This window comes from Rubritalea squalenifaciens DSM 18772 (assembly GCF_900141815.1).
Classification (GTDB): Bacteria; Verrucomicrobiota; Verrucomicrobiia; order Verrucomicrobiales; family Akkermansiaceae; genus Rubritalea; species Rubritalea squalenifaciens.
Genome location: NZ_FQYR01000004.1, coordinates 632,392 through 657,073, shown reverse-complemented (window position 1 = coordinate 657,073; position 24,682 = coordinate 632,392). Strand labels below are relative to the sequence as shown.

Sequence of the window (24,682 nt, the reverse complement as noted above, 5' to 3'; positions counted from 1 at the left end):
ATTCATGCGCAAATCTATCATAGCCTCTATTCTTGCATCCTCCATCCTCATGGCTGGTATTTCCAGTGGTCAAGGGATTCCCCGCCGTCAAAAAGACCCCATCCCTGCATCGGTGGAGACAGTCTACACGAAAGGTCTCCGCTATCTGGCTAACACTCAGAATGACGATGGTAGCTGGTCCGGCACTTACGGCAACTATCCAGGCGTCGTTGGCCTGTGCGTACTCGCCTTCCTAGCTCATGGAGAGGATGCCAACCACGGCCCATACGCTGACAATATTCGCAAAGGTCTCGACTTCCTGCTCAAGCAACAGAAGGAATCTAACGGGTACATTGGCAATAGCATGTACAACCACGGCTTCGCCACCCTCGCTCTAGCTGAATCCTACGGCATGGTGGAAGACAAACGCCTCGCTCCAGCACTGAAAAACGCCGTGAAATTGATTCTGACAGCTCAAGAGAACAACCCTAAAGGAGGATGGCGCTACACCCCTGAAAGCAATGATGCTGACTCCACAGTCGCTGGTTGTCAGCTAGTCGCTCTTCTCGCAGCTCGTAATGCTGGTGTGCCGGTGCCTGACGCATCGATTGAAAAAGGTCTTAAGTATATGGCCTCATGCCGCGGCAGCAATGGAGCCTATGGCTACACATCACGTGGTGGCGGCAAGCCTACCCTCACAGCAATCGGTTCGCTCTGCTATTCCCTCTCTAAAAATAAAGACGCCAAAGGCTTCCAAGAATCCCTAGAGTATCTCAAGAAGCAGATGGATTACAGAGACAAGTATTATCCATACTACTTCGAGTACTACATGTCCCAGGCTTTGTTCCATGCAGATGAAGATGTCTGGAAAGCTTGGAATGAAAAAAATGTACGTTACCTCTCCACGATTCAGGCAGCGGATGGCTCATTCCCAGGTAACAAAGGCCAAACTTTCAGCACCGCTGGCGCCCTCCTCTCCCTCGCATTGAATTACAGATTTCTTCCCATTTACGAAAAATGAACCGCATTCTTCTACCTACACTTCTATTTTCTAGCCTTCTCCCGCTATCGGCTGAAGAAGACCTTCTGAACTTTAAAAACAATGATACCCTTCACGGTTCATTCAATGGATTCTCAGCTGAAGGCAAACTCGTGTGGACAAATCAGCAGGCGGAGAAGCCCATTTCCTTTGCCACCTCTGAAATCCGCAGAGTCATTTTCAACAAAGGCCTACTGACCAAACCTTTCACACATACCCATACAGTTACCCTCATCAATGGAGATGTCCTCCCATGTGAGATACTCTCCATCGACGAGAGCAAATGCACCATACGCACTGACTATGCGGGCACACTACAGATCAATCGCAATCAAGTTTACAACTGCGAGATCCAGCCTCACGGACAACAAGTTCTCTACCAAGGTCCCTTTGTCGAAGATAACTGGAAAACGGTAGCCTTCAAAGAAGAAGAAGAGGATGAAAGTCAAAAGGTATGGGAGTACGCTAACTTCAGCTGGCTCAACGATGGCCACACTGGTGCCATCATCAACCAAAATACAGAACTGCCAGATGCATTCCGCATGACCTTCAAGGCAGAGATGGCTCGTTACTCAAATATCTATCTCGCCTTTCATGCCAATCTCTCCATTCCAGAAAGGAAAGAAGAGGACGATACCAAGGTGCATGCTTATACCAAAAGCATCACCGAAAACTTTGGCTCCTGTCTTCTCCTCCGTATTACCTCCGGTGTAACCTACCTCAGCCAATACTCATTCGATGAGAATGGTGCACCTATCGTCACGAAAATCCCTACTACTCTGGGCTCTACCTCTGCCAGATACTCCAGCGAAGATTATGCCGACACCCATTTTGAGCTGCGTGTCGATAGACAGAAGAAGGTGGTTTCCAGCTATGCAGATGGAGCCCTTATCGCACAGTGGAACTTGAGTGACATTGGCTACGAAGCAAAAGGTAATAAGTTTGGCTTTGCCAACCTCAATGGCTCAAACCGCATTTCCCGAATCTCTAACATTGTCATGACCCCCTGGAATGGCATCAAAGACTCCGCCCTGAGTCTACAGAATGAACAGAGGGATATCGCTCTGCTCAACAACGGCACTGACCGTTTCTCGGGCAAGATCCTCAAACTGCAAGACAATGTGGTCACACTCAAAGGCCCCTATGCGGAAATGGAAATCCCTACAGACCAGGTCAAGAGTCTGAACTTCGCTACTGAAGGTTTCGCTAAAAAAGATGAAGCTCGCTCCAATGATGTTGCATTCCGCTTTTATGGCAGTGGCCGCCTCACAGCGAATCCTGTCTCCGGAAATGAGGAAGGTGTAGAACTCGAGCACCCCATCCTTGGCAAACTCAAGCTCAAATACACCTATCTCTCCTCTATCGACTACACTCCTGACGCTTCAATCATTGACCGCTGGAACTTACAACTGAAATAATCGATCAGTCATGCTTCGCAAACTAACAGCCGCATCTATCGCCCTCACTTGCGCGGTCAGCGCCAGCGATACAGTAAAGTTCAAAAATGGCGACGTCATCTCAGGCACCATCATCGATATCACCGACACAGGAGCGGTTCGATTCCAATACCCGGAAGCCACAGAGACCCTGGAAATCAATGCTGAGGGCCTCGACTCACTGACCTTCGAGCAAGAAGGAACAAGCACTCATAACCATGGCGAGCGCATTTACCTGAGCAATGGTGATGAACTTCCGTGTGACCTGAAGAAAATGGATGATAAATCCATTGCCTTCTCTACTTGGTACGCTGGTGATTTCAGCATCCCACGCTCCAAGGTGACCAAGATCAGCTTTGAGAATAAGCCTGAATCCCTAGTCTATAGTGGACCGAATAGTCTCAAGGAATGGACTACGGCAGAAAACTGGGTTCTCGAACAAGGAGTACTTAACGTCAATGGCAAGGGACTGCTCGCCAAAGAGTTCGAACTTCCCAATAATTTCATCATTCGCTTCAACCTGGAATGGGATGGCAGTAGTCCGCGTTTCAGATTGCATCTCTGCGGTAGAGAGAACACCACCGTAGACCGCATCGACCGCTACTACCTCGACTTCACCTCTTCCGGCTTTCAGTTCAACCGGGTGACTCCCCGAAACTTTGACAAATTGGGCCGAGTAAGCATTCGCTCACGTGAGATCAAAAACTCCACGGTCAATGTGGAACTCAAGGTGGACCGCCAGAACCAGCAGACTGTGCTTTATCTGGACGGAGTCGAGCACGGTACATTCGATGACAATGCCGCTTCCGCCCCTCTCGGGTCTTTCGTTATTTTGGAATCCAACCAGCGGGACGGCGACACCCTGAAAATCAAAAATCTTCAAATCTTGGAATGGGGAGGAAATGCCATCACCCGTCAGAAGAATGAGGAAATTCCTAATAAAAAAGCAGATACCTTGTTTGATCGTGAGGGATTCCGCTTCTCAGGAGAATCTCCAAAAATCGAGAAGATCAACGACCAGTTGACCATCTTCTTTGATTACCAATTTGCTAAGAAACCTATGCAGGTACCGTCATCCAGAGCCTCCATCCTCTATCTGAAAGAGCAGGAGCCTTCTGAGGAGAAACTCAAATCATCCTATACCGCTACACTTGCTGGTGGTGGCAAGATTTCCTTAGGGCAGACATCTCTGAATAAAGATGTGGCCACCACACGCCACCCTATCCTCGGTGAGTGCAACATCAAGCGAACCGCTTTCAGCACTCTCAACTCCGCAGCTAGCCAAAACAAGTAGCACCCAATTAAAGACCCCAATTTGCCATGAAAACCAAGCCTACAAGACGCTTTATCTCCATGATGGCTGTTGCCTGTCTGGGTACTGTTACCAGCCCTGCTCAGGATGCTGCACCAATGACTACCCGCCTCAGTTTCCTGAATGGCGATAGCTTCTCTGGCCAAATTGAAAACTGGAAAGAAGGCCGTATCGTCGTCAAGAATCCCTCAGTGAAACAATCGGTGGACTTGAGAACTGACAACCTTCTCAAGATCGATCTCCAAAGCTCTGAATCAGAAGACAGCAAGCCCGAAAAGAAAGATCACGAAGCGATCATTTCTATCCAGCACCGATTTGGCAACGAACAAGCCCATGACCAACTCAAGGGCCAACTCGTCCAAGTGACTGATGAATCCATCACGATCGACACTGACTACGCTGGTGAAATCACGGTAGACCGGAAGTTCATCGTCAACATGGAGATCACCTCTCAAAACTCCCATATCTACTCTGGTCCTAACAGCCTCGAAGAATGGTACCAGCACGATGATGACGGCAGCTGGAACTATAAAAACGCTTCCTTGATCAGCGGTGGCACCAGCGGCGGCCAGATTTCCAAGGACATCGGCTTGGATGACCTCTCCCACCTGAGCTTCTACATGGACTGGAAAAGCTCTTTAAACCTCAAACTCTTGCTCTATTCGGACGACTTTGAGTCAACCAGGCCATCCAACTACTACGAACTGGTCATGCGCAACAGCTACATCTACATGCGCAAGGTCACCTCTGAAGATGGAAGTGACCCCATGGATGGATCCACTTCAGTCCGTCAGCTCAGTGGCATGGATACCACCTATGTGGAAATCTTCATGAACAAGAAAAAGGGCACCTTTGAAATCTATTTCGATGGCGAAAAGATCGCCGAACTCAGCGACCGCAATGCTAGCCCTGAAAACTTCGGCTCAGCCCTCCATTTCCTGAGCGATCAGCGTGCCCCCATCCGTATCAGGAACCTAAGACTCTCCCGTTGGTCCGGTCGGCTCCCTACCAATGATGACGAGAATGCATTCAAGAAACTCAAGGGTGAAGGTCAGCGTATTCTCTTGAAAAATGGAGACGCCATTATCGGTCAACTTGGAAAAGTTCAAAATGGTGTCCTCAAAGTGGAAACCAAATATACCCCCATTCCTATTCCAGTCGCAGCGATGCGCTCCATTTACATGAAGTCGTCTGACAAGCATCAGCCTAAGAAGGAACCTCAAGACGTTAAGGCCTATTTTAAAAATGGCGGCTGGGTGATCCTGAAGCTGATCTCACTCGATGCGAGCAAGCTGACCGGCTATCATCAAGCATTTGGAGAGAAGACTTTCAGTCTGGACGCCTTCAGCCAAATCGAGTTCAACATCTATGACCCGAATATGAATGCGGTCAGGGTAGGCCCAAGCTGGTAATTCCAGAGTTTCCCACTACTCGTATCACATGCAGCCCCGCTCTATTCTTGCGGGGCTTTTTCTTGCTCGGCATCTTCGCCACTTTCTTCTGCTTCAGCCGCAGCATCTTCCTCTACTTCGTCGGCAGCCTCTGGTGTCTTGGCTAACAGATCCTCCCATTGATGAAGTTCGTAGCCCTCACCTAGCCCACCGATCTCCTCTAGCAGACTGCTGCACTCCTGGTGCCACTTCTTGTAATCAGGTGCTGACTTGTCAGCATCCCGGCTACCACTGAAGACGATGTAGGTCACCGTGAGATTGGACACAGGTCTTCTGTAGGGAGAGGAGTTCGCGTTAATCTCTTTAGCCAAGCGCAAGGATGCTTCACCCACTTTAAAAGTAGGACCTCCGTCCCCTACGATCGCTGGATAGACCTTTCCGTCATGAATCACAACTGCGTAGTCGCCCACCTTGGCAGCATGCTTATCATCCCGGTTCGTGATCACATTCACAGGCATCACGATGAATGGATCATACTCTGCTATCAGGAAACTTCGCGCCTTCATATCAGCGATCCCGCGCTTCAGCATTTCGATACGATCCTTGAGCCATTGCTTGCGAGCCTCCTTGGTAGCAGGGTCGGCAATCTCCTTCTTGGCATTTTCGATCCGCTTCTTCCAGCCAGCTACCATTGGATTCTCCGTTCTAGTCTGCTTCGGCCACCCATAACTCGTAAAGGGCTGGTAATGCGTTGAGTTGACTATCTCATCAGGCATTGTCGACAAACGGTCCCCGTCCGAACCGTCAGACACTACATCCATATCGGCCTGCATCAGCAGTACTTTGCGCTTACTCTCTGGATGGCTAAGATTGAGAATTGTCTCACAATCATAGAAATTGTGCTTCGTGGTAAGGACGTTCAATTTCAGCGCATCCCGTTTCAACCTATCGACCTTGTTCTGATAAAGGTTATAGTAAAACCCAGAAACCTCAGCATCCTCTACCATGGAGGCAAGGCCCGGCAAGATGGCATCCAGCTTAGGATTCACCTTACTGAGTTCACTCATCGTCTTGGAAGGCTGTGGCAGGTTGATGTTCAGGGTGTACTCGGCGGTATAGCTTTCCTCATCCCCTCTCTCCTGAGAGGCCAAGTCGCCCTTGTCCACATTGACATGAGTTTTTAACTTAAAACCTTTGTACATCTTGCGGATGTCTCCGCCTGATTCCACCGTATGATCCTGTGGTGGAACAATCTGCTCTTCTGGCTCCTCAGGCTCCACCACGACAGGCTTGGGAAGTGGTGGAATTTCTTCCTCAGGCGTGGTTTCTGCTACAGGTTCTTTAGGTGGAGGCAATGGGGTATTAGCCGCCCGTCGAGCAGCATAGACCTCCTTAGCATAGTCTTTGAGTTTCTCTGGTACTGACGTAAAGGGAACAATGACAGCAAAACACACCAATACAAAAACAGACGCTCTTATCCACGGAAAGCCTGCTGCTCCAGCTTTCTGCTCTCTGTTTTCCTCTAGTAAAGACTCCTTCGACCGATCACTCATATTCAGACACTAGAATCTGCCACAGGATTCTAGTCTGAAAACCTAAAAATCAGGAATCTACTACATCTCTTGAAAGTCAAATGCTTCGCGGATGCCATCCATGGCCAAGAGATGAAATTCATCCCACTCTTGCTCCGCTCGAGGTAATTCAGCAGGCTCAAAAAAGCGACCTTCCTCGATTCCTTTGACGGCTCCTAGCGTCCATTCTTTTGCCGAATCCAAGAGAACCTCATCAAAGCCGCTCCATAGCGAGAACTCAGTCTCGGAGACGGCCTTAGGAAGGTTGATATATCCTATCTCTGGGATCTCATCACTTTTGAAATGCTCCATCGCAAACCAGGCGTAGAGAGGCAGCTGCAGATCTTTCCACCGATTCTCAATAAGCTTTTTACCTCTGCCTGTAGCCAATGGTAGAAGCTCTCCTAACAAAGGCCTGCACTCTTCCTCTACCCATTTAGTCAAATGAGCCATCATTGGAGTCTTTGCCTTGGCTGAAGTCTTATAGTCGAGAATACGTATCTGCCCAGTGACTTCGTGACGGTCCACTCTATCTAGTACCATGTTCACGGGATGACCTCCCACCTGCCAGGGCAGGCTTTCTTTTCCTTCCTTCCGCTCGCCTATGGAGAATTCCACATGCTGGATCCTCCAGCCATCAGCACGCTGATCAGCTTGTTTATGAGCCAAAGCTCTCAGGCGTTCACGAGCACTCTCTACCTGAATACGAATCGCGAGACTCGGCTCTGATCCATAGCGCGACTCCAGGACGCGATCCAGAACCGCATCAAAATAAGCTGCGATTTCCTGCGCCTTTGTCGACTCCCTGATTTCCTCATCACGACCAAAAGTCTCTACAACCTCGTGCACCACATTACCAAAATCCATGGCATTAAGTTCCATTTTTCCTGCTTGGTAGCGCTCCATCTTAAGGACTCTCTTAAGATAGAATCGGAATGGGCACTTCAAGTAATCACGTAGTGCACTTGGCGACAAGGTTCGCACCTTCTCATTGTCCTCCACACGATACGGGTTATCGCGCTCAAGAATCTTAAGCTTCCAGTCCCTCGTCCACGCACTTGGATTCGGTGCCTTCTCTTGGGCTTCACCGAAAAGTAACTTTACCCGCTCCGCAAGATCCTGACCGGAAGTTCTTAGTAACAGTCTAGAAACAGTCTTGGGATCTCCCGCGTCATTTACCTTACAGACAACCACATCTACACTAGCGCGGCTCTCCCATAATGCATGCATGAGATAGCTGTCTCTGGCATAGCGCTGCTTGGCTCCTGGCATTCCAATCGATTCCTTAAAATTTTCCGGCAAGAAAGAATTCTCCGGAAGGCTCTCGGGTACCGCACCTTCATGCATACCTACCAAAAAAACATGAGGAGCCGGATCATAGATCAGCTCCAGCCAGCCCTCCATGTTAAGGACAGCACCTTCCAAGTCTCCATAGACCCTGAGTCCCTTGCTGGCTTCCAGAAGGTACTCGACAGCATGCTCTACCTGCATTGAGCCTTCTTTGGACTCGATCCCCTCTAACACCTCAAAAACCTCTGCTAGGGGCTCCACGAGCACTTTGGCCACCTCTCTATCTCCACGACCAAGAATTCGTGCTACCCACCCACGTAGTGCGCGGACACCGCTCCCTTCTTCCAGCTTTCGGGTCTCATCCAGAAAAACCTCCATGGCTGACCTTAAGTGGCCAGCGGGCATTCTTCCCACCGTGTCCGTAGAACTCTCGGGCAGTCTTTTTTCCAGATACTCATCCAGCTCTTTAACTAGAAGATAGCGGTTCGCCCCCTCTGGCAGGAACCCTTCCATTTCTACCAAATTGAGCATACTTCGGAATGCCTTGATGGGTCTCCACGGCTTAAGCCACTCTAACAAAAGCCTCAAAAATTGGACAACGTTTGAAGCTTCCACTGATTTACCATCGGGGTCATAAAGCTTCCATCCGGCGTCACCAAAGGCTCGCTGAAGACTAATTCCCAACTCACGGTCGCAAAGTCCTAGGCCTAGCTCCTCAGGTCTGAGCGATTGCCGGCCAACCTTCCGCACCACATACTGAGCCGCAAGCGCAGGATCCTCCACCACACGGATTTTATCCTTCCAGTCCTGCATTGGAATTTCCTCTTCGCACCACGAATCATTTGGGCACCCCCACTCATCAAAGCGTGATTTCAAAAACTCTGGAGCATGAACAAGAGCTGTCACCAAAACGTCCCGGCCTGACAAGCTCTTCAGATCTGAGCGAGTTACCGATCCCAGCTCACAGATCCCCGCAAGAACGACCTGCTTAACACCAGCTCCCAGATTCAACTCCGAGAGAGTCTTTGGCTGTCCCCACTTTTTTAGTTGCTGTGTCACCTGCTGATCTAAGCTGGAGAGATCCTCCCAGCGCTCTGACTCCATGGACTTCCAGCCAGCCTCACGCACACTGACACCACAATCTTCTAGATCCCATCTCAGGTCCGCTAGCTGCCGCCCCATAGACAAGGCCCAACCAAAACCTTCGCTGGCCCCATCCAAAGGGTCCTTGGGAAACAAACCACGAAAATCCTCGGGTCTGCTCTTCCTGAGCACTTTCACCCAGGCTGCCAAATCCATAATCTGCTTACTTACATCGGTACGCTTACTTAGCGAGCCAATCGTCATCACCTTGGGGGCGAGTACACCACCACTGCGAGCCAGAGCCTCACGTAGACGCCGTCCACTCTGACCAGTAGGTACGACTACCGCCATCTCTGCCAGTTCATCGCGCCGAATCATCAGCCAGTCCACAAGCAGATTCAGCAAGGGAGACTCCCACCCTAGAAATTCCCGCTTCACTTGCACTCCAAAATCGAGCTCGCCTTGCATCACGCGGATAGTAGAGGCCATCCTCCCCCGACAGCAAAACTATTCTCCAAGAAATACATTCCGGGCTGTGCCGTGGCAGGATTTCTGCTAGCTATGCAGTCGTAGCCATGACCACGACTCAACTTCTCCAAGAACTCATCAGGATCCCCAGCGTGAACCCGGACAATGATCCCGGTACAGACCAAGTAGGCGAGCAACGGATCGCTGAATACCTGAGAGATCTCCTCACCTCTCATAGTTTCGAAGTCACTCTAGAAGAAGTTCTTCCCGGCAGGCCAAACCTGATCGCGCGCTGTCCCGGCCCCACAGACAGACCACGCATCTTTTTCGGACCTCACACAGACACCGTGGGAGTCAGCGGCATGGTCTTTGACCCGTTCTGCGGGGACGTCGTGGACGATACGATCATCGGCCGTGGTGCATCGGACACCAAAGGCCCCATGGCCGCCATGCTCACGGCCCTCATCGAAAACAAAGATCTGCTCGCCACTCTACCGATCGCTGTCGACTTCGTCGCCTTCATGGCTGAGGAATCTTCACAACATGGTTCCAAGCACTTCGCCAAACATCACGCAGACGAATACTCTTTTGCCATCGCGGGCGAACCCACTTCTCTAGATATCGTCTACACAACCAAGGGATCTCTCTGGCTCACGCTTGCTGCCAGAGGAACTGCAGCTCACGCTTCTCAGCCAGAACGGGGCTCCAATGCCATCATGACGCTCGCCCGCTCGCTGGATCTCATCAACCGCAAGCTTTCTAACCGACTCGCCACCTTTACCCATCCTGTCCTTGGTCACTCGACCTTGAATGTAGGTACGATCCAAGGCGGCACACGCCCGAACATCGTCCCAGACTTTGCCCAAGCTGAAATCGATATCCGCACCACTCCAGACCTGATGGAAGCTGGTGGAGCGCTACCACTGGTTACATCATTTCTGGAGGAAATGAACCTCCCACTAGAGATTCTCTCCGCCCACGAGAACCCACCGATGGCAACCCCCGAGGACAATACAATGATCCAACAAATCATCAAAGCAAACCCAAGCTGCCAGCTCGTCGGCGCTCCTTGGTTCTCTGATGCAGCCCACCTCTCAGCGGTTGGCCTTCCTTCCATCTGCCTCGGCCCCGGCTCTATCAATCAGGCACACACCAAAGACGAGTTCATCAAGATCTCCGACCTCGAAGCAGGCCATGCCTTCTTCTCGAACTTCATCAAGTCCCTCGCAGAATAAGCCAGACTGCTCCTCACCTCTCTGAAATAAAAAACACCTGCAAGGGCGAACCCTGCAGGTGTTTTGTTTTTGAATGTATCTCGGTCGTATTAGGACATCTTCAGTTTTCTCCACAACTTGAAGACCAGACCAAAGCTGACTACACTGATAACCAGCTGAATAATGGCCTGTGTTACGTCTCCATAGATCAAGTAACCAGTGGCAAACAGGGCTGTGTATACACCAAGGGATGAGAAGATGGTGCACAGAATACCTGTTGGCACGTCCCAGCCTTCTTTGATCAATGAAAGGTCGCGTCCTTCCAACTCAGCAATCTTGTGAACCTTGGACCAACCAGGGCCACCAGGTTGAACTTTGGAGTAGAAATCAAGCAAGACGGACTGGGTTGTTGGCTTAGTCAGAAGAGTTACCACAATCCAGATCGTTGTCGTTGTCAGAGCACTGATCAGGTTAATCTGCCATGCATAGTCTTTGGCAACAGATTCGCCAATGATACCAGGGAGAGAGTAAGTCACAAACATTGCCATGAAGAGAGCGACAGCCATGGCTGTGATTTCAGAAACAGCACTCACACGCCACCAGAACCAGCGGAGAATGTACACTGGGCCTGTACCAGCACCAATCAGAAGCAAGAGGTTAAACGCTTGAGTCGCCGATGTAAGGTAAAGACCTACCAGTGAACCAAGAACAAGCATGATCACTGTAACCAAGCGACCAATGTGAACCAATTCTTTAGGAGAAGCTTTTGGTTTCACAAAGCGTGCATAGAAATCGTTCACGAGGTATGAAGCTCCCAAGTTAACCTGGGTTGACATGGTGGACATGAATGCTGCGATCAGGGAGGCAGACACGAGACCGATAAGTCCAGTAGGAAGGAGGGTCAACATGGTTGGGTAACCCAAATCTTGACCGAGCTTGTCGAGTGATACGTTGTTAGCCAAATACATGTGTACCAATGCCTCTTTGGCAATTGGGTCAGCTTGGTTCTTAGACTGCTTGTATGCTTTTACATCTTTATCCCAAGAATCAGCGTGCCACAAGTAGGCCAGAGTTTTGACCTCAATGGAGTCTGGATTCTCTTTAACTAGAGATGTCAGGCGGGCAGCATCCTCAAGCTTAGCTTTGAATGCCTCTGCAGCTCTGCCAGATGAATTGTCAGGCTTAGCAGCGTCTTCTTGAATCTTGGCTACATTAGTATCGAGAGCGGCTACCATCTTAGAATAGGCTTCAGGATGTTCTGCCATCTTCTCCTCAACTCTCTTCACTGTTTCTTCATGAGGCTTGAGGTGCCCTTTGGAGTAATCACTATCAATTTTCATTGGCACCATCACGATGGATGCCAGAGCAAGTACGATCCACGGCCATGGACGAAGTGCATAGTGAGCGATATTGAAGAACAAGGTAGCACCAATGGCATTCTTTTCATCTTTAGCAGAGAGCATACGCTGAACGATGTAGCCACCGCCACCAGGCTCTGCACCCGGATAGTAAGTAGACCACCAAGTGACAGCAAGGGGCACAAGAATCATAGGGATCCAGACAGACGCGTCTGTAAAATCTGGGAACAAGCTAGTTTTGCTAGCCACCATACTTGCATTCAGGATGGTATCTATGCCTCCAACAGCATCCAGGCTCAATACATAGAACACAGCCCATACTGAACCAATCATCGCGAGAATAAACTGCACAAAGTCGGTCCAGATAACACCTTTCAAACCACCCATGGAGGAATATCCCAAGGTAACAAGGCCTGCTACCAGCAGCGTCTGCCAACCTGGTACTCCAAGAACAATTTCACCGAACTTCACAACAGCCAAACTAACGGCACCCATGATCAGAACGTTGAACACCAAACCAAGATACAAGGATCGGAATCCGCGAAGGAAAGCTGCACTGTTACCGGAGAAGCGAAGTTCATAGAACTCAACATCTGTCATCACCTCGGAACGTCTCCACAACTTGGCAAAGACGAACACGGTCAGCATTCCTGACAACAAGAATCCCCACCATCCCCAGTTACCTGCAACACCTTGCTCACGAACAAGACCTGCCACTAAGTTAGGAGTGTCTGTGGAGAATGTAGTCGCCACCATGGATACACCCAAAAGCCACCATGGCATGCTTCGACCGCCCAAGAAGAATTCCTTGGAGTCTTTACCGGCAGATTTTGATGCCCATACACCAATTCCAAGTGAAACGACAAAGAAGGCCGCTATGATTGCCCAATCAAGCGTACCTAGTTGTACAAATGCTAAGTTATCCATAATGATTTTTATGTGTGTCAGTGACGAGCTTGTAAACTAGACAGCAGGATGCGTACCGACAATCTTTAATCTCGGCATGGGTTGTGACGATTTCCGCCAAACAGGGTCATTTCCCTTAAATCCTTGTTTTTTCAGGCCTCAGAACACCCTGTATGACACATTCAAAGGGCAAATCACATGATTATAAGCAAAAAATGCGTACCTGATTAAGCGACACAGGTACGCATTGGGTCAGAAGATAACAAAATCTAACTGCCTGACTGGAAATAGACTTCCTCGTATGGCTGTACCACGACAAAGCCGTCTCCTTCAAACAGCATCTGGATAGACTCACCCGAGCCACGTCCCAGGAAGGTTTTGAAAGAGACATCGGTCTTGAACTGAGGATTGAGACTGCCGGACCAAGCCACGGTCGCATTCGGATCCGTCACAACGGGTTGCCCGGGTGTCACCCTGAGAGTCAATGGCTCGAAATGACTCGTGATAGCCAAGAGACCACTACCGTCAAAGCGCACGTTAAAGAGTCCGCCAGCCATCATGCCGGTGATCTTGCGCATCATAGTGATCTTGTGCTGTAGTGACGGTTCGAAGGCTAATACGTCATTGCCGTTCACGACGATTGATTCGTTCTCTAGCTTGAGAACGATAATCTTCTTACCAGTATCTGAGAGATAAAGCTTACCATTACCCTCGGCATAGCTGACCTTCATTCCCTCACCGGAGACAGCCTTCTTCAGAAGATTGCCAACACCTTGGTCCAGTATCCCCTCGCGCTTGAACTTGATGTTTCCCAGATAAGCCACCATGGACCCCATCTTGGTATTCATCTTCCCATCAAGATTCACCTCCAGGATACGTGGAGATTCCAACTCAAAGACTCCCTGACCACGATCACGTTGCGCAGTATCTGCCAAAAATTGTTCTAGTGAGCGGGCGGAACCCGCAGCTGTCAGAGGTGGTGGTGTAGTAGTATTCATTACCACTACACCTAACAGACAATTGGTAAGCTGCTATTATAAATTACGGTCAATTCCGTAACGCCGGCCTAACCAAAGTAGGAAGGCTCATTGCCCGGCTTCCACTTGATATTACACCCGGTGGCTGGTCTGGTGGCAGTGCTTGCGGGAGCATCCTCCAACAAGTCACGGATGGCAATCTTTAGATCCTTGCCATCGACTGGTAGAGAATTCTTCGGACGAGAATCATCAAACTGTCCTGCGTAGTAGAGACAGCCATCGCCATCCAGCAGGAAGAAATCTGGAGTACACGCTGCGTAGTAGCTTTTCGCTACTCCCTGAGATTCATCGTAAAGATACGGGAAATCCCAGCCATACTCCTTGGCAAATTCGGCCATCTTGTCAGGAGCATCCTGAGGGTACTTCTCGATATCATTGGCACTGATCGCCACCGTACTCACCCCCCAGTCCTTCATCTCCGCAGCCATCGCACCGACCTCCTTCGCCAGATGGATCACGAAAGGACAGTGATTGCAGGCAAAGATCACCAGCGTCCCCTTCTTCCCCATCACGGACTCCAGCGAATGCATCGCGCCCTGTGCATCTGGAAGTTCAAATCCCGGAGCCTTCTGCCCCGCCTCTAGTGTGAATGTAGATGGTACCTCTGCCATAGTGCTTGGAAAATTGTTTAAATGACAATGGCACCACACATCTGAGCGGCAACCCTAAATCTTAAAGTTCTGGCATCAGTCTACTTTGTTTATCCTTTTATCAGGATACTCATTCAGCATAGCCTGACACTAACAACCATCAAGCTCAATGCGTATCCATGTCCTCAGTGATCTTCACCTCGAATTCGGCTCTTTTGACTACCCAAAAGTAGATGCCGATCTCGTGGTTTTAGCTGGTGATACTCATGTAAAACTCAATGGAGCCAAATGGGCGATAGAGAATATCCCTGATGTCCCTACCCTCTATATACTTGGCAACCACGAGTACTATGGAGAAAAACTCCCCAAACTTTCTAGCAAACTGAAAGAGTTATGCGAAGGCACCAATATCCACATATTAGAGAACAATGTCTTCGAGCATAAAGGATATCGATTTTTTGGCGCTACACTATGGACCGATATGTCTCTACACGGCGACCCACTGGTAGGTGGCGTCGAAGCGCTCAGAATGAACGACTATAAACGTATTCGTCATAGCTCAACCTATCGCAAACTACGACCTATCGATACTCAGTTTCAGCATGCTGGCACTATATCGAAGATGACGAAATTTATGGAAAGTGGTGATCCGGCCAACTCCATAATCATCACACACCACGCCCCCTCCATAAGATCACTCCCCCATCAACGAAGGAATGAATTAATCAGCTGCGCCTATACTTCCCATCTAGACGACTTGGTTGAAGAACTCAACCCTCTGCTCTGGATACACGGCCACATCCACCATTCCCAAGACTACAATATAGGAAAGACGAGAATTCTTTCAAACCCCAGGGCCTATGTGGACTCACCCAACACAGGTTTCGAGCCTGAGTTAGTGATTGATTTGGAAGATGAGCTTGAGAGATACAGAGCTCAATAAGATTAAACAGCCACATCTTCTCTCAACACTTCCTCACGGAGGTTGTCGATGATGTAGAGCTGGCGGTCCGGAGTGTTCTTGCCCATGTAGAAGGCGAGCATTTCCTTCAGACTCTTACCCTCTTCCATTGTCACAGGGTCCAGACGCATGTCATCGCCGATCATGAAGGCGAACTCGTCTGGTGAAATCTCACCAAGACCTTTGAATCGGGTGATCTCAGCAGCCTTACCACATTTCTTGATCGCGGCCTCTCGTTCCTCATCGTCATAACAATAGAAGGTCTCCTTCTTATTACGCACACGGAAAAGTGGTGTCTGGAGAATATAGACGTGCCCTTCTCGAACCATTTCCGGGAAGAACTGCAGGAAGAAGGTGAGGAGCAGGAGACGGATGTGCATCCCGTCCACATCGGCATCGGTCGCGATCACAACTTTGTTATAGCGCAACCCTTCCAGACCATCCTCGATATTGAGAGCATGTTGGAGCAAGTTGAATTCCTCGTTCTCGTAGACGATCTTCTTAGTCAATCCATAGCTGTTAAGAGGCTTACCACGAAGAGAGAATACCGCCTGGGTCTCTACATCCCGACTTTTAGTAATGGAACCGCTCGCTGAATCACCCTCGGTAATAAATACGGTCGTCTCCTCACGGCGCTTGTGCTTGGTATCGAGGTGAGCTCGGCAATCACGCAGCTTCTTGTTGTGCACCTTGGCTTTACGAGCACGCTCACGAGCGAGTTTCTTGATGCCCTTGAGATCCTTGCGCTCCTTCTCAGCCAGAAGAATTCTCTTCTGCAGAGCTTCGGCCACATCCTGGTGCTTGTGCAGGTAGTTATCGAGGTGCTCCTTCAGGAAGTTTAGCATGAAGGTACGTACAGTCTCCCCTTTTGGTGAAACTGTCGTGGAGCCTAGTTTAGTCTTTGTCTGACTCTCGAAGACTGGCTCTTCCACCCGGATACTGATCGCCGCTTCGATACCGGCACGGATATCGCTCGGGTCATACTGCTTCTTGTAGAAATCTCTCAGCACCTTGACCACCGCCTCACGGAAAGCCGCCAAGTGGGTACCACCCTGTGTGGTGTGCTGCCCATTCACGAAGGTATAGTAGTCCTCACTACTCTCCATCGTGTGGGTGAAGGTAATATCCAGATCCTTGCCTGAAAGGACGATAGGATCATAGAGCGCCTCCTGATCCATCTCCTCCTTGAGAAGATCTAACAAACCATTCTTGGACTTGTACTTCTTGCCATTAAGCACCACGGCCAAACCTGGATTCAGGTAGGTGTAGTAGCGGCACATCTTCTCCACGAACTGGGAGCGGTACTTGGTCTTCTTGGGGAAAATTTCTCGGTCAATCTCGAAGGCGATGCGTGTACCATTGGTAGCTTCCTCTTTACGAGGAGTCTTCATTTCTTCCACCACGTTGCCCTTGCTGAACTCGATGGACTTCGTCTCACCATCACGCCAGGCCTGGATTTCGAAGAAATCGGAAAGAGCATTCACCGCCTTGATACCGACACCATTCAGACCCACGGACTTTTTGAAGGCCTCGGAGTCGTACTTGGCGCCCGTGTTGATCTTGGCCGCACAGTCCATCAGCTTGCCCAGTGGGATACCACGGCCGTAGTCACGTACCTCCACCCGGCTTTCCTCGTCGATACTGACAGTAATCTCATTACCAAAGCCCATGACATACTCGTCGATCGAGTTGTCCATCACCTCCTTGAGAAGGATGTAGATACCATCTTCTGGATTGGAGCCATCGGCAAGTTTACCGATATACATACCAGGACGCAGCCTGATGTGCTCCTTCCAGTCCAAACTCTTGATATCGTCTTCTGTGTAACTTGCCATAATGGTAAATCGATCCTGAGATGCTTAACTTGACTTAAATATCGCAAGCCCGCAATCCCTATTGCTCCCCAATTCACTAAACCATGCTTTTCTAACCTCCAACTGCAAATTTGCGGAAGCCATCCGTCTCCCCCAAGATTCCCCACTCCATCCTTGCCCATGAGGGCTGTCGCTGCTTACATCGCCGCCCCGAGACGGCGCAGCGCGCCGGTGACTTTCCACCTTTTCGTTTTTCAGGTCATGTCCAAACCAAATTTCAACTCTCTCCCCGGCTTCCGGGACTTCGCCCCACGCGACTGCGCGATCCGCAACTATCTCTTTGAAACCTGGCGCGGCGTCGCCCAGCGCTACGGCTTTGTAGAGTACGAGGCTCCTATCGTGGAATCTACCGAACTCTACCTCAAGAAGACCGGTGATGAGCTCCCCACGCAGCTTTTCCGCTTTGAGGACCAAGGCGGCCGCGACATCACCCTCCGCCCAGAGGTGACTGCCTCCCTTGCCCGCATGGTTGGCGCCAACCAGCGCAACTACCCGAAGCCGATGAAGTGGTTCGAGATCGGACCTTGCTTCCGCTTTGAAAAGCCACAGAAGGGCCGTACCAGGGAATTCATCCAGTTCAATGCCGACATCATCGGTGAAGCAGATCCCGCTGCCGATGCCGAGCTGATTGCGCTAGCTATCGACACTATGCTAGCCCTTGGCTTCACCAAGAAGGACTTCGTCATTCGCGCCTCTGACCGTGAGTCCTGGTTGCGTTTCTGCTCCGAACGCGGCATCGAGGACACCACCGCCTTCCTCCAGATCATCGACAAAATCGAGCGCGACAAGCCAGAAGTGCTCGCCGAGAAGCTCGCCAAGTACGACCTCACCGAGGAACAAGTCCGCGAGTTCATCAATGATCCAGCCAACGCCTCCCCTGCCTTCCAGCAGATCCAGGCAGACCTGACAGCACGAGGCCTCGGCGAATACCTGCAGCTCGATCTCACCATCGTGCGTGGCCTCGCCTACTACACGGGTACCGTTTTCGAGATTTTCGACACCTCCAAGTCCATGCGAGCCATCGCTGGTGGCGGCCGCTACGATGAGCTTATCAAGGGCCTCTCCGACGGAGCCGTGGATCTCCCATGCACCGGTTTCGCGATGGGTGACGTGGTCATCCGCAACTTCATCGAGGAAACTCCACACGCGCTGATGCAGCTGGAATGCTGGCTGCAGAACCAGCCTGCTTGTGAGGTTTATGTAGTCGTGGCTGACGAAGACCAACGCCCGAACGCCCTCAAAGCGATCGCGGACCTGAGAACTGCCGGAATCAAAGTGGATTTCTCTATGACTCCGACTAAATTCAATAAGCAGTTCAAATCAGCCCAAAGTTCCGGTGCCCGTTTCGCATTGATCATCGGTGCCGAGTATCCGGAAATGCAGCTCAAGATCCTCGAATCACGTACCGAGGTGACGATTTCAGCAGAAGAATCTGTCGTGGAAGTCATCCAAGAAAGACTCACTCAGCCGGATGGCCCGCTCATTGCTTAGTATCCTGAGTACACTGACCAACCTTAGACTCGACAATCCCTTTCAACCCGCTACACCCAGCGGCTCAACCTTTCTTCATTTTAAATACTATGAGAACGCATACATGCAACGAACTCCACCACTCCGACATCGGTAAAACCGTCACTCTCATCGGTTGGGTGAATTCCAATCGTGACCACGGTGGCGTTGCATTCATCGACCTGCGTGACCGCGATGGCGTGACCCAGTGTGTTTTCCGCCCGGAAACCAACGCCAAGATCGCCGAGGTCGCCAAGACTCTCCGCCACGAAGACGTGATCCAGATCACTGGTGAAGTAGAACTCCGCCCAGAAATCGACGGCAAGTCCACCGTGAATACTGAGATTGCCACCGGCTCCATCGAAGTTTCCGTTTCTGAGCTCAACATCATTAACCGCTCCGAGGTTCTTCCATTCCAGCTCGACAAGGAAATCAACAACGAGGACATGCGTCTCAAGTACCGTTTCCTCGACCTTCGCCGTCCAGGCATGGCTCGCAACATGAAGCTTCGCCACCGCATCACCAAGACTACTCGTGACGTACTGGACGAAGACGGCTTCCTCGAAATCGAGACCCCAATCCTTTCCAAGTCCACACCAGAAGGTGCTCGTGACTTCCTCGTACCATCCCGACTGCACCCGGGCAGCTTCTACGCGCTGCCACAGGCTCCACAGCAGTACAAGCAGCTCCTGATGTGTGGTGGTATTGAAAAATACTTCCAGATCGCACGTTGCTTCCGTGATGAAGACCTTCGCGCCGACCGTCAGCCTGAATTTACTCAGATTGATATCGAAGCTTCCTTCGTCAACCAAGACGATGTGATGACTCTCGTCGAAAAGCTTCTCGGCCGCATCTTCAAGGAATCCATTGGTGCAGACGCACCAGTCAAGTTCGACCGTCTCACCCACGAGGAGGCAATGAACACCTACGGTTCCGACAAGCCTGACCGCCGCTTCGACATGCACCTTACAGCTCTCGACGAGGTCTTCGCCAACTCCGAGTTCAAGGTATTCTCTGGCGCACTCAAGGCAGGTGGTTGCATCAAGGCGATCAACGCCAAGGGCTTCGCTGGAGCTTCCGTAGGTCAGATCGACAAACTCACCAAAGCCGCTATCGAAGCTGGCGCCAAGGGCCTTGCCTACATCCAGGCCCGCGGAGCTGAGCCATCCGAGTGGCGCTCCCCAATCACCAAATTCCTCAGCGAAGGCGAACTCGCTGCCCTGAAGGACACTATGAACATCGAAGAAGGCGACCTCGTTCTCTTCGGTGCTGGCGACTGGGAGACAGTCTGTGAAGTTCTTGGCCGCGTTCGCCTCATGTGTGCTGACATGCAGAATCTGCTCGAAGGCAACACCGAGCTGAACTTCCTCTGGGTTACTGATTTCCCACTTCTCGCCTATGACAACGAAGAAGGTCGCTGGCATGCCGTTCACCACCCATTCACCCGCCCTGTCAAAGAGGACGAGGAGAAGCTTAAGAATGGTGAGTACGCTGATCTCCGCGCCCAGGCCTACGATGTAGTCCTCAACGGCTACGAGCTCGGTGGTGGCTCCATCCGAATCCACGAAGCCGACCTGCAGGACGCTATGTTCACCGCTCTCGGCGTAACTGAAGAGGAGAAGAAGACCATGTTCGGTCACATCCTTGATGCATTCTCCTTCGGAGCTCCTCCACACGGTGGTCTCGCTCTCGGCCTCGACCGTATCGCGATGCTCGTCTGCGGCACAGACTCCATCCGTGAAGTCATCGCCTTCCCGAAAAACAACCGTGGTGCAGACCTCATGTCTGCCTCCCCTGCGGAAGTCGACTTCAAGCAACTGCGTGAACTCTACATCCAGAGCACAGCCAAGAAGGACAAGCCAAAGCCACAGCCACAGCCTGCACCTCAAGCCTAAGCCAGCCTACCCATTTCATTCCTTTAATACAAAAGCCAGCATCCAAAAGGTGCTGGCTTTTTTACTGTCCTGACGTCCGGCACATCCAGACTACTCAGCGAACTCAGGGAATCTGACTAATACTTCCTCCAAAGAGAAGGAATGAAGAGCACAAGAACGGCATAGAGCTCCAAACGCCCCAGAATCATCAGCAAGCAGAGGAAGATCTTCGTGGCTGGCATGAAGTGCGCGAAATTGTCCGTAGGCCCCACAGCCCCAAATCCAGGACCAATGTTTGGCAAAGTTGCCAGCACAGCACCGAGCGAGGTTTCCATATCAATACCTGTACTGTACTCGAGCATCCCCATGAAGAGGGCTGAAATCATGACGATGAAGCTGTAGAGAGCCATGAAAATCACAATCTGGGAACGAGCATCCGGACCGAGTGAATTTCCGTTCACCTGCATCGGGAAAACCTTGTTGGGACGAAATGCCTTCACCACCTCAAAACGCGCGGTTTTCAGGAACACAATCAGTCTGCTCAATTTGAGGCCACCAGCAGTAGAACCGGAACAACCACCCAGAAACATGAGAATCCCCAGAATGATCAGCGCGTAACTAGGCCAGACTTCATAATCAACCGTACCAAACCCCGTGGTCGAGGCAATGGAGACCACGATAAACCAAGCATGCCTCAAAGCCTCCAGATACCCCTCACTATTCTGATGCGCCAATCCGAAAGCAATCAGGAAGGCTGACCCCAGACACACAAGAGAGAACCATTTGCCTTCCTCCTCTGACTTCAGACGCTTCCAGCGCTTCTTCACGATCACTACCCAGATCAAGAAACTCACACTACAAGCCAGCATGAACAAACTCAGCCACAGCTCAATCATCCAGCCATTTCCCCAGTCTGAGTAATAGCCAATACTCGCATTGTGTGGACTAAAGCCCCCCGTGGAGACCGCAGTGAAGGCATGACTAATCGCATTGTACCAAGTCAGCCCCATGAACTTGAGACCCAGAAGACACAGAGTCGTAATCGAGATATAGACCTTCCACAGGCTGAGGGCAGTATCTCGTATACGAGCCGTGCTCACTTCACCTGTCTGAAACGAAGATTCATTTCGAAAGAGAGACTTCGAACCCACTCCCAAGTAGGACAGCAAGGCCACGAATAATACCAGAATCCCCAAACCTCCAAGCCACTGGGTCACGGAGCGCCACATGAGAATACCGCGAGGCCATGACTCAATGTCCGTCATCACCGTAGAACCTGTAGTCGTGAAGCCCGAGACACTCTCAAACAAAGCATCCGCCGGGTGCATGCTTGGCTCCCCAAGCACATAAGGTAAACCTCCAAAGATTCCGGACAGAATCCAGCCCATCCCCACAATCACTACACCTTCACGTCTGGGGATTTTATGAATTTTCCCGATACCCAAAATCATCATTACTCCACCTACCACAGCCGTTATGAGAGCCCCATAGAACAAGGACTGCGGAGAAGACTCTGAATGCCGAAGTGGATCAATAATCGTAAATATTCCACAGACCGCCATCGCCAGACTTTCCAAGACCAACAAGGCTCCGAGTATTTTTGCAAGGATACGAAAATTCATGGCTGTTTCAGCTCAAATTAGCGAACTAGCTTTAAGAATTGCTTACGCACTTTAGGCGTAACCATGGCGTAAACCAAATCACCGGACTCTAGCACATCATCAGGTCCTGGCACCGCCGCATGGAGCCCGTGCATACGGGCAACGAGAATACAGCCTTCCGGCCAGTCGATTTCCCCGACCATCTTACCCGCGACAATGGAGCCCTTCTCCACAGAGGTCTCAATAATTTCTCCAGCACCAATCTTTTTGACGACGTGGAATTTGTCCGAGGTAATAAATTTCTCTAGGTCACGACGCGTGGCTTCCCTGGGACTGACAGCAGCCAGCATTCCAAAGTGACGGCCGCTTCCAGAAATCGCCTGAGCATAGTCAGCTCGGTGAATCAGAGTCAGACAGTTCTTCGCTCCCAGATTGTTGGCCTGGAGACAGGTCATCACGTTATCCTCATCACTCCCACTGGTAGCCACAAAGAAATCGACTTCACCTACCTGCTCTTCTTCAAGCTCTGCAAGAACCGTACCATCCGTGTTGATCACCGTGGTATTGGCAAGACGATCGGTCAGCTCCTGCGCCCTTCTCGGGTCTTTCTCAAAGATGCGTACTCGGCAGTTCCAGCTCTCCAGCATCTGGGCGAGGGTAAAGCCATATTCACCGCCGCCAAAAATCACCACCCTTAGCTCACGGTCCTCCTGACTTCCTTTCTGAAGTCTATCCGCCAGAGATCTCAGCTTTCGAGGCTCACCGAAAATCGTGACTTTGTCTCCCTCCTCGAGAGCATCCTGAGCGGTAGGAATGAAATCCACCTCTCCACGCGTGACTGAGGCAATCCGTGTACGCTCAGGGGCTTTGATATCCTTGAGCTTTTTCCCGATGACATCACTCTTGCCGTTAACACGAACACGCTGCAGCTCGATACGTCCGCGGGCAATCTCCTCGACCATGAGTGAATCTGGATTCCGGATAAACTTTGCTAGCTCGATCGCACTCAGTCTCTCTGAGCTAAAGATGTGATCGATACCGAAATGTCCCCGGTAATCAAAGAGCCATTCCTCACGTTGCACTTCTGGGTGCACACGAGCGATCACTTTCTTTGCCTGCAGTTTATTGGCGACAGAGGCAGCCATCACGTTGATCGTATTCTCACTGGTCAACGCCAGGAAGAGATCACACTCCCCGATGCCCGCTTCCAACAAAGTTCCCACACTTGTACCATCAGCACACATAACACGGGCGTCCAGTGTCTGCTCCAGCTCCGAGGCCAATACCTCATTACGCTCAATGACGGTAATGCTGTGAGCTTCCCTTGATAAGGAGATAGCCAAATGCCTACCAACTTCGCCAGCCCCAATGATGATAATATTCATGAATTGCTTGCTCTGGTGAGCCTCGGCATTCTTTCAACTTAGCTTAACTATGCCAGCAAAAAATCCACACCTATGAGGCTTCCTAAAAAAGAACAAGCAAGTGACTCGAAGTCACTTGCTTGTGTAAAACTATTCGCTTCTTAGCCGAAGCTCATTCTCTTAGAATCCCCATTCGGCGTTGTGCCCACGGGTGTCAATGTGCGTGAAACTGCTGTAGCGCCCCACGCCCCCCTTGAAGAGACCAGCGTTTCTCAGCTTGCGAGCATTCGAGCTGACTGTCCAAGCTGATACACCGCGGAACTTCACATCAACCGCTCTATTCTCCATATGCTGGGAACGGGAACGTCCGCGGACGGCACGGTTGTATTGCGGGCTGCGGTAAATGGAGAGCAGGTCATCCACTGGCGCATTCAAACGGGCTGCCAATTTGTCAATAACACGCAGGGTTCCTGCGATGTGACTCCACATGTGACGAGGAGGCAAACTGTTTGTGGTTCTACCACGGGTCTTAAAATGTGGCTTAAGCACCATACGTGGCGTAACGTTTTTCAATTTCAAACCTTTGATGTAATTCGCATAGCGGAGAACATCGAGGCCCTTTTGGTTTACCCAACTCTGTGGAATACCTTCAACTGACTTTGTACTGTAGAAAAGTCCGGCCTTCGCTTCTTGAGCTGCCATGAGTAGACCACTGCCGAACGCGGTCAACAACCCCAAGAAACGACGACGACCCACCTTCCTCAGAGTCCCTTCACTGGTTATCGTATCGTTTCGCATTGCAAGATTAGTGAAACGATTTTCATG

At 50.8% G+C, this 24,682-nt stretch carries 17 protein-coding genes; 8 read left to right on the top strand and 9 right to left on the bottom strand.

From position 1 onward, the window contains the following. Positions 1-4 precede the first annotated feature (4 nt). Genes BUB27_RS12985 through BUB27_RS12970 form a run of 4 tightly spaced genes read left to right on the top strand, consistent with a single transcriptional unit; the run spans position 5 to position 5,178 of the window. Positions 5-1,000 (top strand): prenyltransferase/squalene oxidase repeat-containing protein, encoded by a 996-nt coding sequence (locus BUB27_RS12985; protein ID WP_143184273.1) that lies wholly within the window; start codon positions 5-7, stop codon positions 998-1,000. Then, positions 997-2,436: a hypothetical protein gene (locus BUB27_RS12980; protein ID WP_143184272.1), complete on the top strand. Its 1,440-nt coding sequence runs from the start codon at positions 997-999 to the stop codon at positions 2,434-2,436. The genes BUB27_RS12985 and BUB27_RS12980 overlap by 4 nt, the downstream gene beginning before the upstream one ends. Before the next feature lie 10 nt (positions 2,437-2,446). Continuing rightward, the gene (locus BUB27_RS12975) at positions 2,447-3,748 is read left to right on the top strand and encodes a hypothetical protein (RefSeq protein ID WP_143184271.1); all 1,302 of its coding nucleotides are present in this window, start codon (positions 2,447-2,449) and stop codon (positions 3,746-3,748) included. A 26-nt stretch (positions 3,749-3,774) separates the two neighbouring features. After that, positions 3,775-5,178 (top strand): hypothetical protein, encoded by a 1,404-nt coding sequence (locus BUB27_RS12970; protein ID WP_143184270.1) that lies wholly within the window; start codon positions 3,775-3,777, stop codon positions 5,176-5,178. A gap of 41 nt (positions 5,179-5,219) precedes the next feature. Here the strand turns inward: BUB27_RS12970 and BUB27_RS12965 are convergent, their stop codons facing one another. Together BUB27_RS12965 and BUB27_RS12960 are read right to left on the bottom strand one after the other, a co-directional pair. After that, positions 5,220-6,710: a glycoside hydrolase family 75 protein gene (locus BUB27_RS12965; RefSeq protein ID WP_143184269.1), complete on the bottom strand. Its 1,491-nt coding sequence runs from the start codon at positions 6,708-6,710 to the stop codon at positions 5,220-5,222. A gap of 60 nt (positions 6,711-6,770) precedes the next feature. Then, on the bottom strand, positions 6,771-9,590 hold the full coding sequence (locus BUB27_RS12960; RefSeq protein WP_143184268.1) for a PD-(D/E)XK nuclease family protein: 2,820 nt from the start codon (positions 9,588-9,590) through the stop codon (positions 6,771-6,773). An 86-nt stretch (positions 9,591-9,676) separates the two neighbouring features. Here BUB27_RS12960 and BUB27_RS12955 point away from each other — a divergent pair, with 86 nt between their 5' ends. After that, positions 9,677-10,804 (top strand): M20 family metallopeptidase, encoded by a 1,128-nt coding sequence (locus tag BUB27_RS12955; protein WP_143184267.1) that lies wholly within the window; start codon positions 9,677-9,679, stop codon positions 10,802-10,804. Positions 10,805-10,893: 89 nt separating this feature from the next. On the opposite strand, the gene BUB27_RS12950 is transcribed toward BUB27_RS12955, so the two are convergent. The 3 genes from BUB27_RS12950 to BUB27_RS12940 all read right to left on the bottom strand — a co-directional run bounded on the left by BUB27_RS12950 (position 10,894) and on the right by BUB27_RS12940 (position 14,695). Continuing rightward, positions 10,894-13,068: a sodium:solute symporter family protein gene (locus BUB27_RS12950; protein WP_143184266.1), complete on the bottom strand. Its 2,175-nt coding sequence runs from the start codon at positions 13,066-13,068 to the stop codon at positions 10,894-10,896. A gap of 248 nt (positions 13,069-13,316) precedes the next feature. After that, entirely contained in the window at positions 13,317-14,045 is a 729-nt protein-coding gene (locus BUB27_RS12945; RefSeq protein WP_143184265.1) for an AIM24 family protein, read from the bottom strand. 68 nt (positions 14,046-14,113) lie between these two features. After that, complete coding sequence (locus BUB27_RS12940) at positions 14,114-14,695, bottom strand: thioredoxin family protein (protein WP_143184264.1); 582 nt, start codon at positions 14,693-14,695, stop codon at positions 14,114-14,116. 148 nt (positions 14,696-14,843) lie between these two features. Between BUB27_RS12940 and BUB27_RS12935 the strand changes: the two genes are divergently transcribed. After that, the gene (locus tag BUB27_RS12935) at positions 14,844-15,617 is read left to right on the top strand and encodes a metallophosphoesterase (RefSeq protein ID WP_143184263.1); all 774 of its coding nucleotides are present in this window, start codon (positions 14,844-14,846) and stop codon (positions 15,615-15,617) included. Positions 15,618-15,619: 2 nt separating this feature from the next. Here the strand turns inward: BUB27_RS12935 and BUB27_RS12930 are convergent, their stop codons facing one another. Further along, positions 15,620-17,470, bottom strand: a complete 1,851-nt coding sequence (locus BUB27_RS12930) for a DNA topoisomerase IV subunit B (protein WP_200797121.1) — start codon at positions 17,468-17,470, stop codon at positions 15,620-15,622. Between the two features lie 240 nt (positions 17,471-17,710). Between BUB27_RS12930 and hisS the strand changes: the two genes are divergently transcribed. Together hisS and aspS are read left to right on the top strand one after the other, a co-directional pair. Then, positions 17,711-19,000 carry a histidine--tRNA ligase gene (gene hisS, locus BUB27_RS12925; protein ID WP_143184261.1) on the top strand — a complete coding sequence of 430 codons (1,290 nt, stop codon included), beginning with the start codon at positions 17,711-17,713 and terminating at the stop codon, positions 18,998-19,000. A gap of 89 nt (positions 19,001-19,089) precedes the next feature. Next, entirely contained in the window at positions 19,090-20,913 is a 1,824-nt protein-coding gene (gene aspS / locus BUB27_RS12920; protein WP_143184260.1) for an aspartate--tRNA ligase, read from the top strand. 116 nt (positions 20,914-21,029) lie between these two features. Here the strand turns inward: aspS and BUB27_RS12915 are convergent, their stop codons facing one another. From BUB27_RS12915 to BUB27_RS12905, 3 genes are all read right to left on the bottom strand, one after another. After that, entirely contained in the window at positions 21,030-22,514 is a 1,485-nt protein-coding gene (locus tag BUB27_RS12915) for a TrkH family potassium uptake protein (RefSeq protein ID WP_143184259.1), read from the bottom strand. A gap of 17 nt (positions 22,515-22,531) precedes the next feature. After that, positions 22,532-23,878: a Trk system potassium transporter TrkA gene (trkA, locus tag BUB27_RS12910; RefSeq protein ID WP_143184258.1), complete on the bottom strand. Its 1,347-nt coding sequence runs from the start codon at positions 23,876-23,878 to the stop codon at positions 22,532-22,534. A 159-nt stretch (positions 23,879-24,037) separates the two neighbouring features. After that, entirely contained in the window at positions 24,038-24,655 is a 618-nt protein-coding gene (locus BUB27_RS12905; RefSeq protein WP_143184257.1) for a YcbK family protein, read from the bottom strand. Positions 24,656-24,682 lie beyond the last annotated feature (27 nt).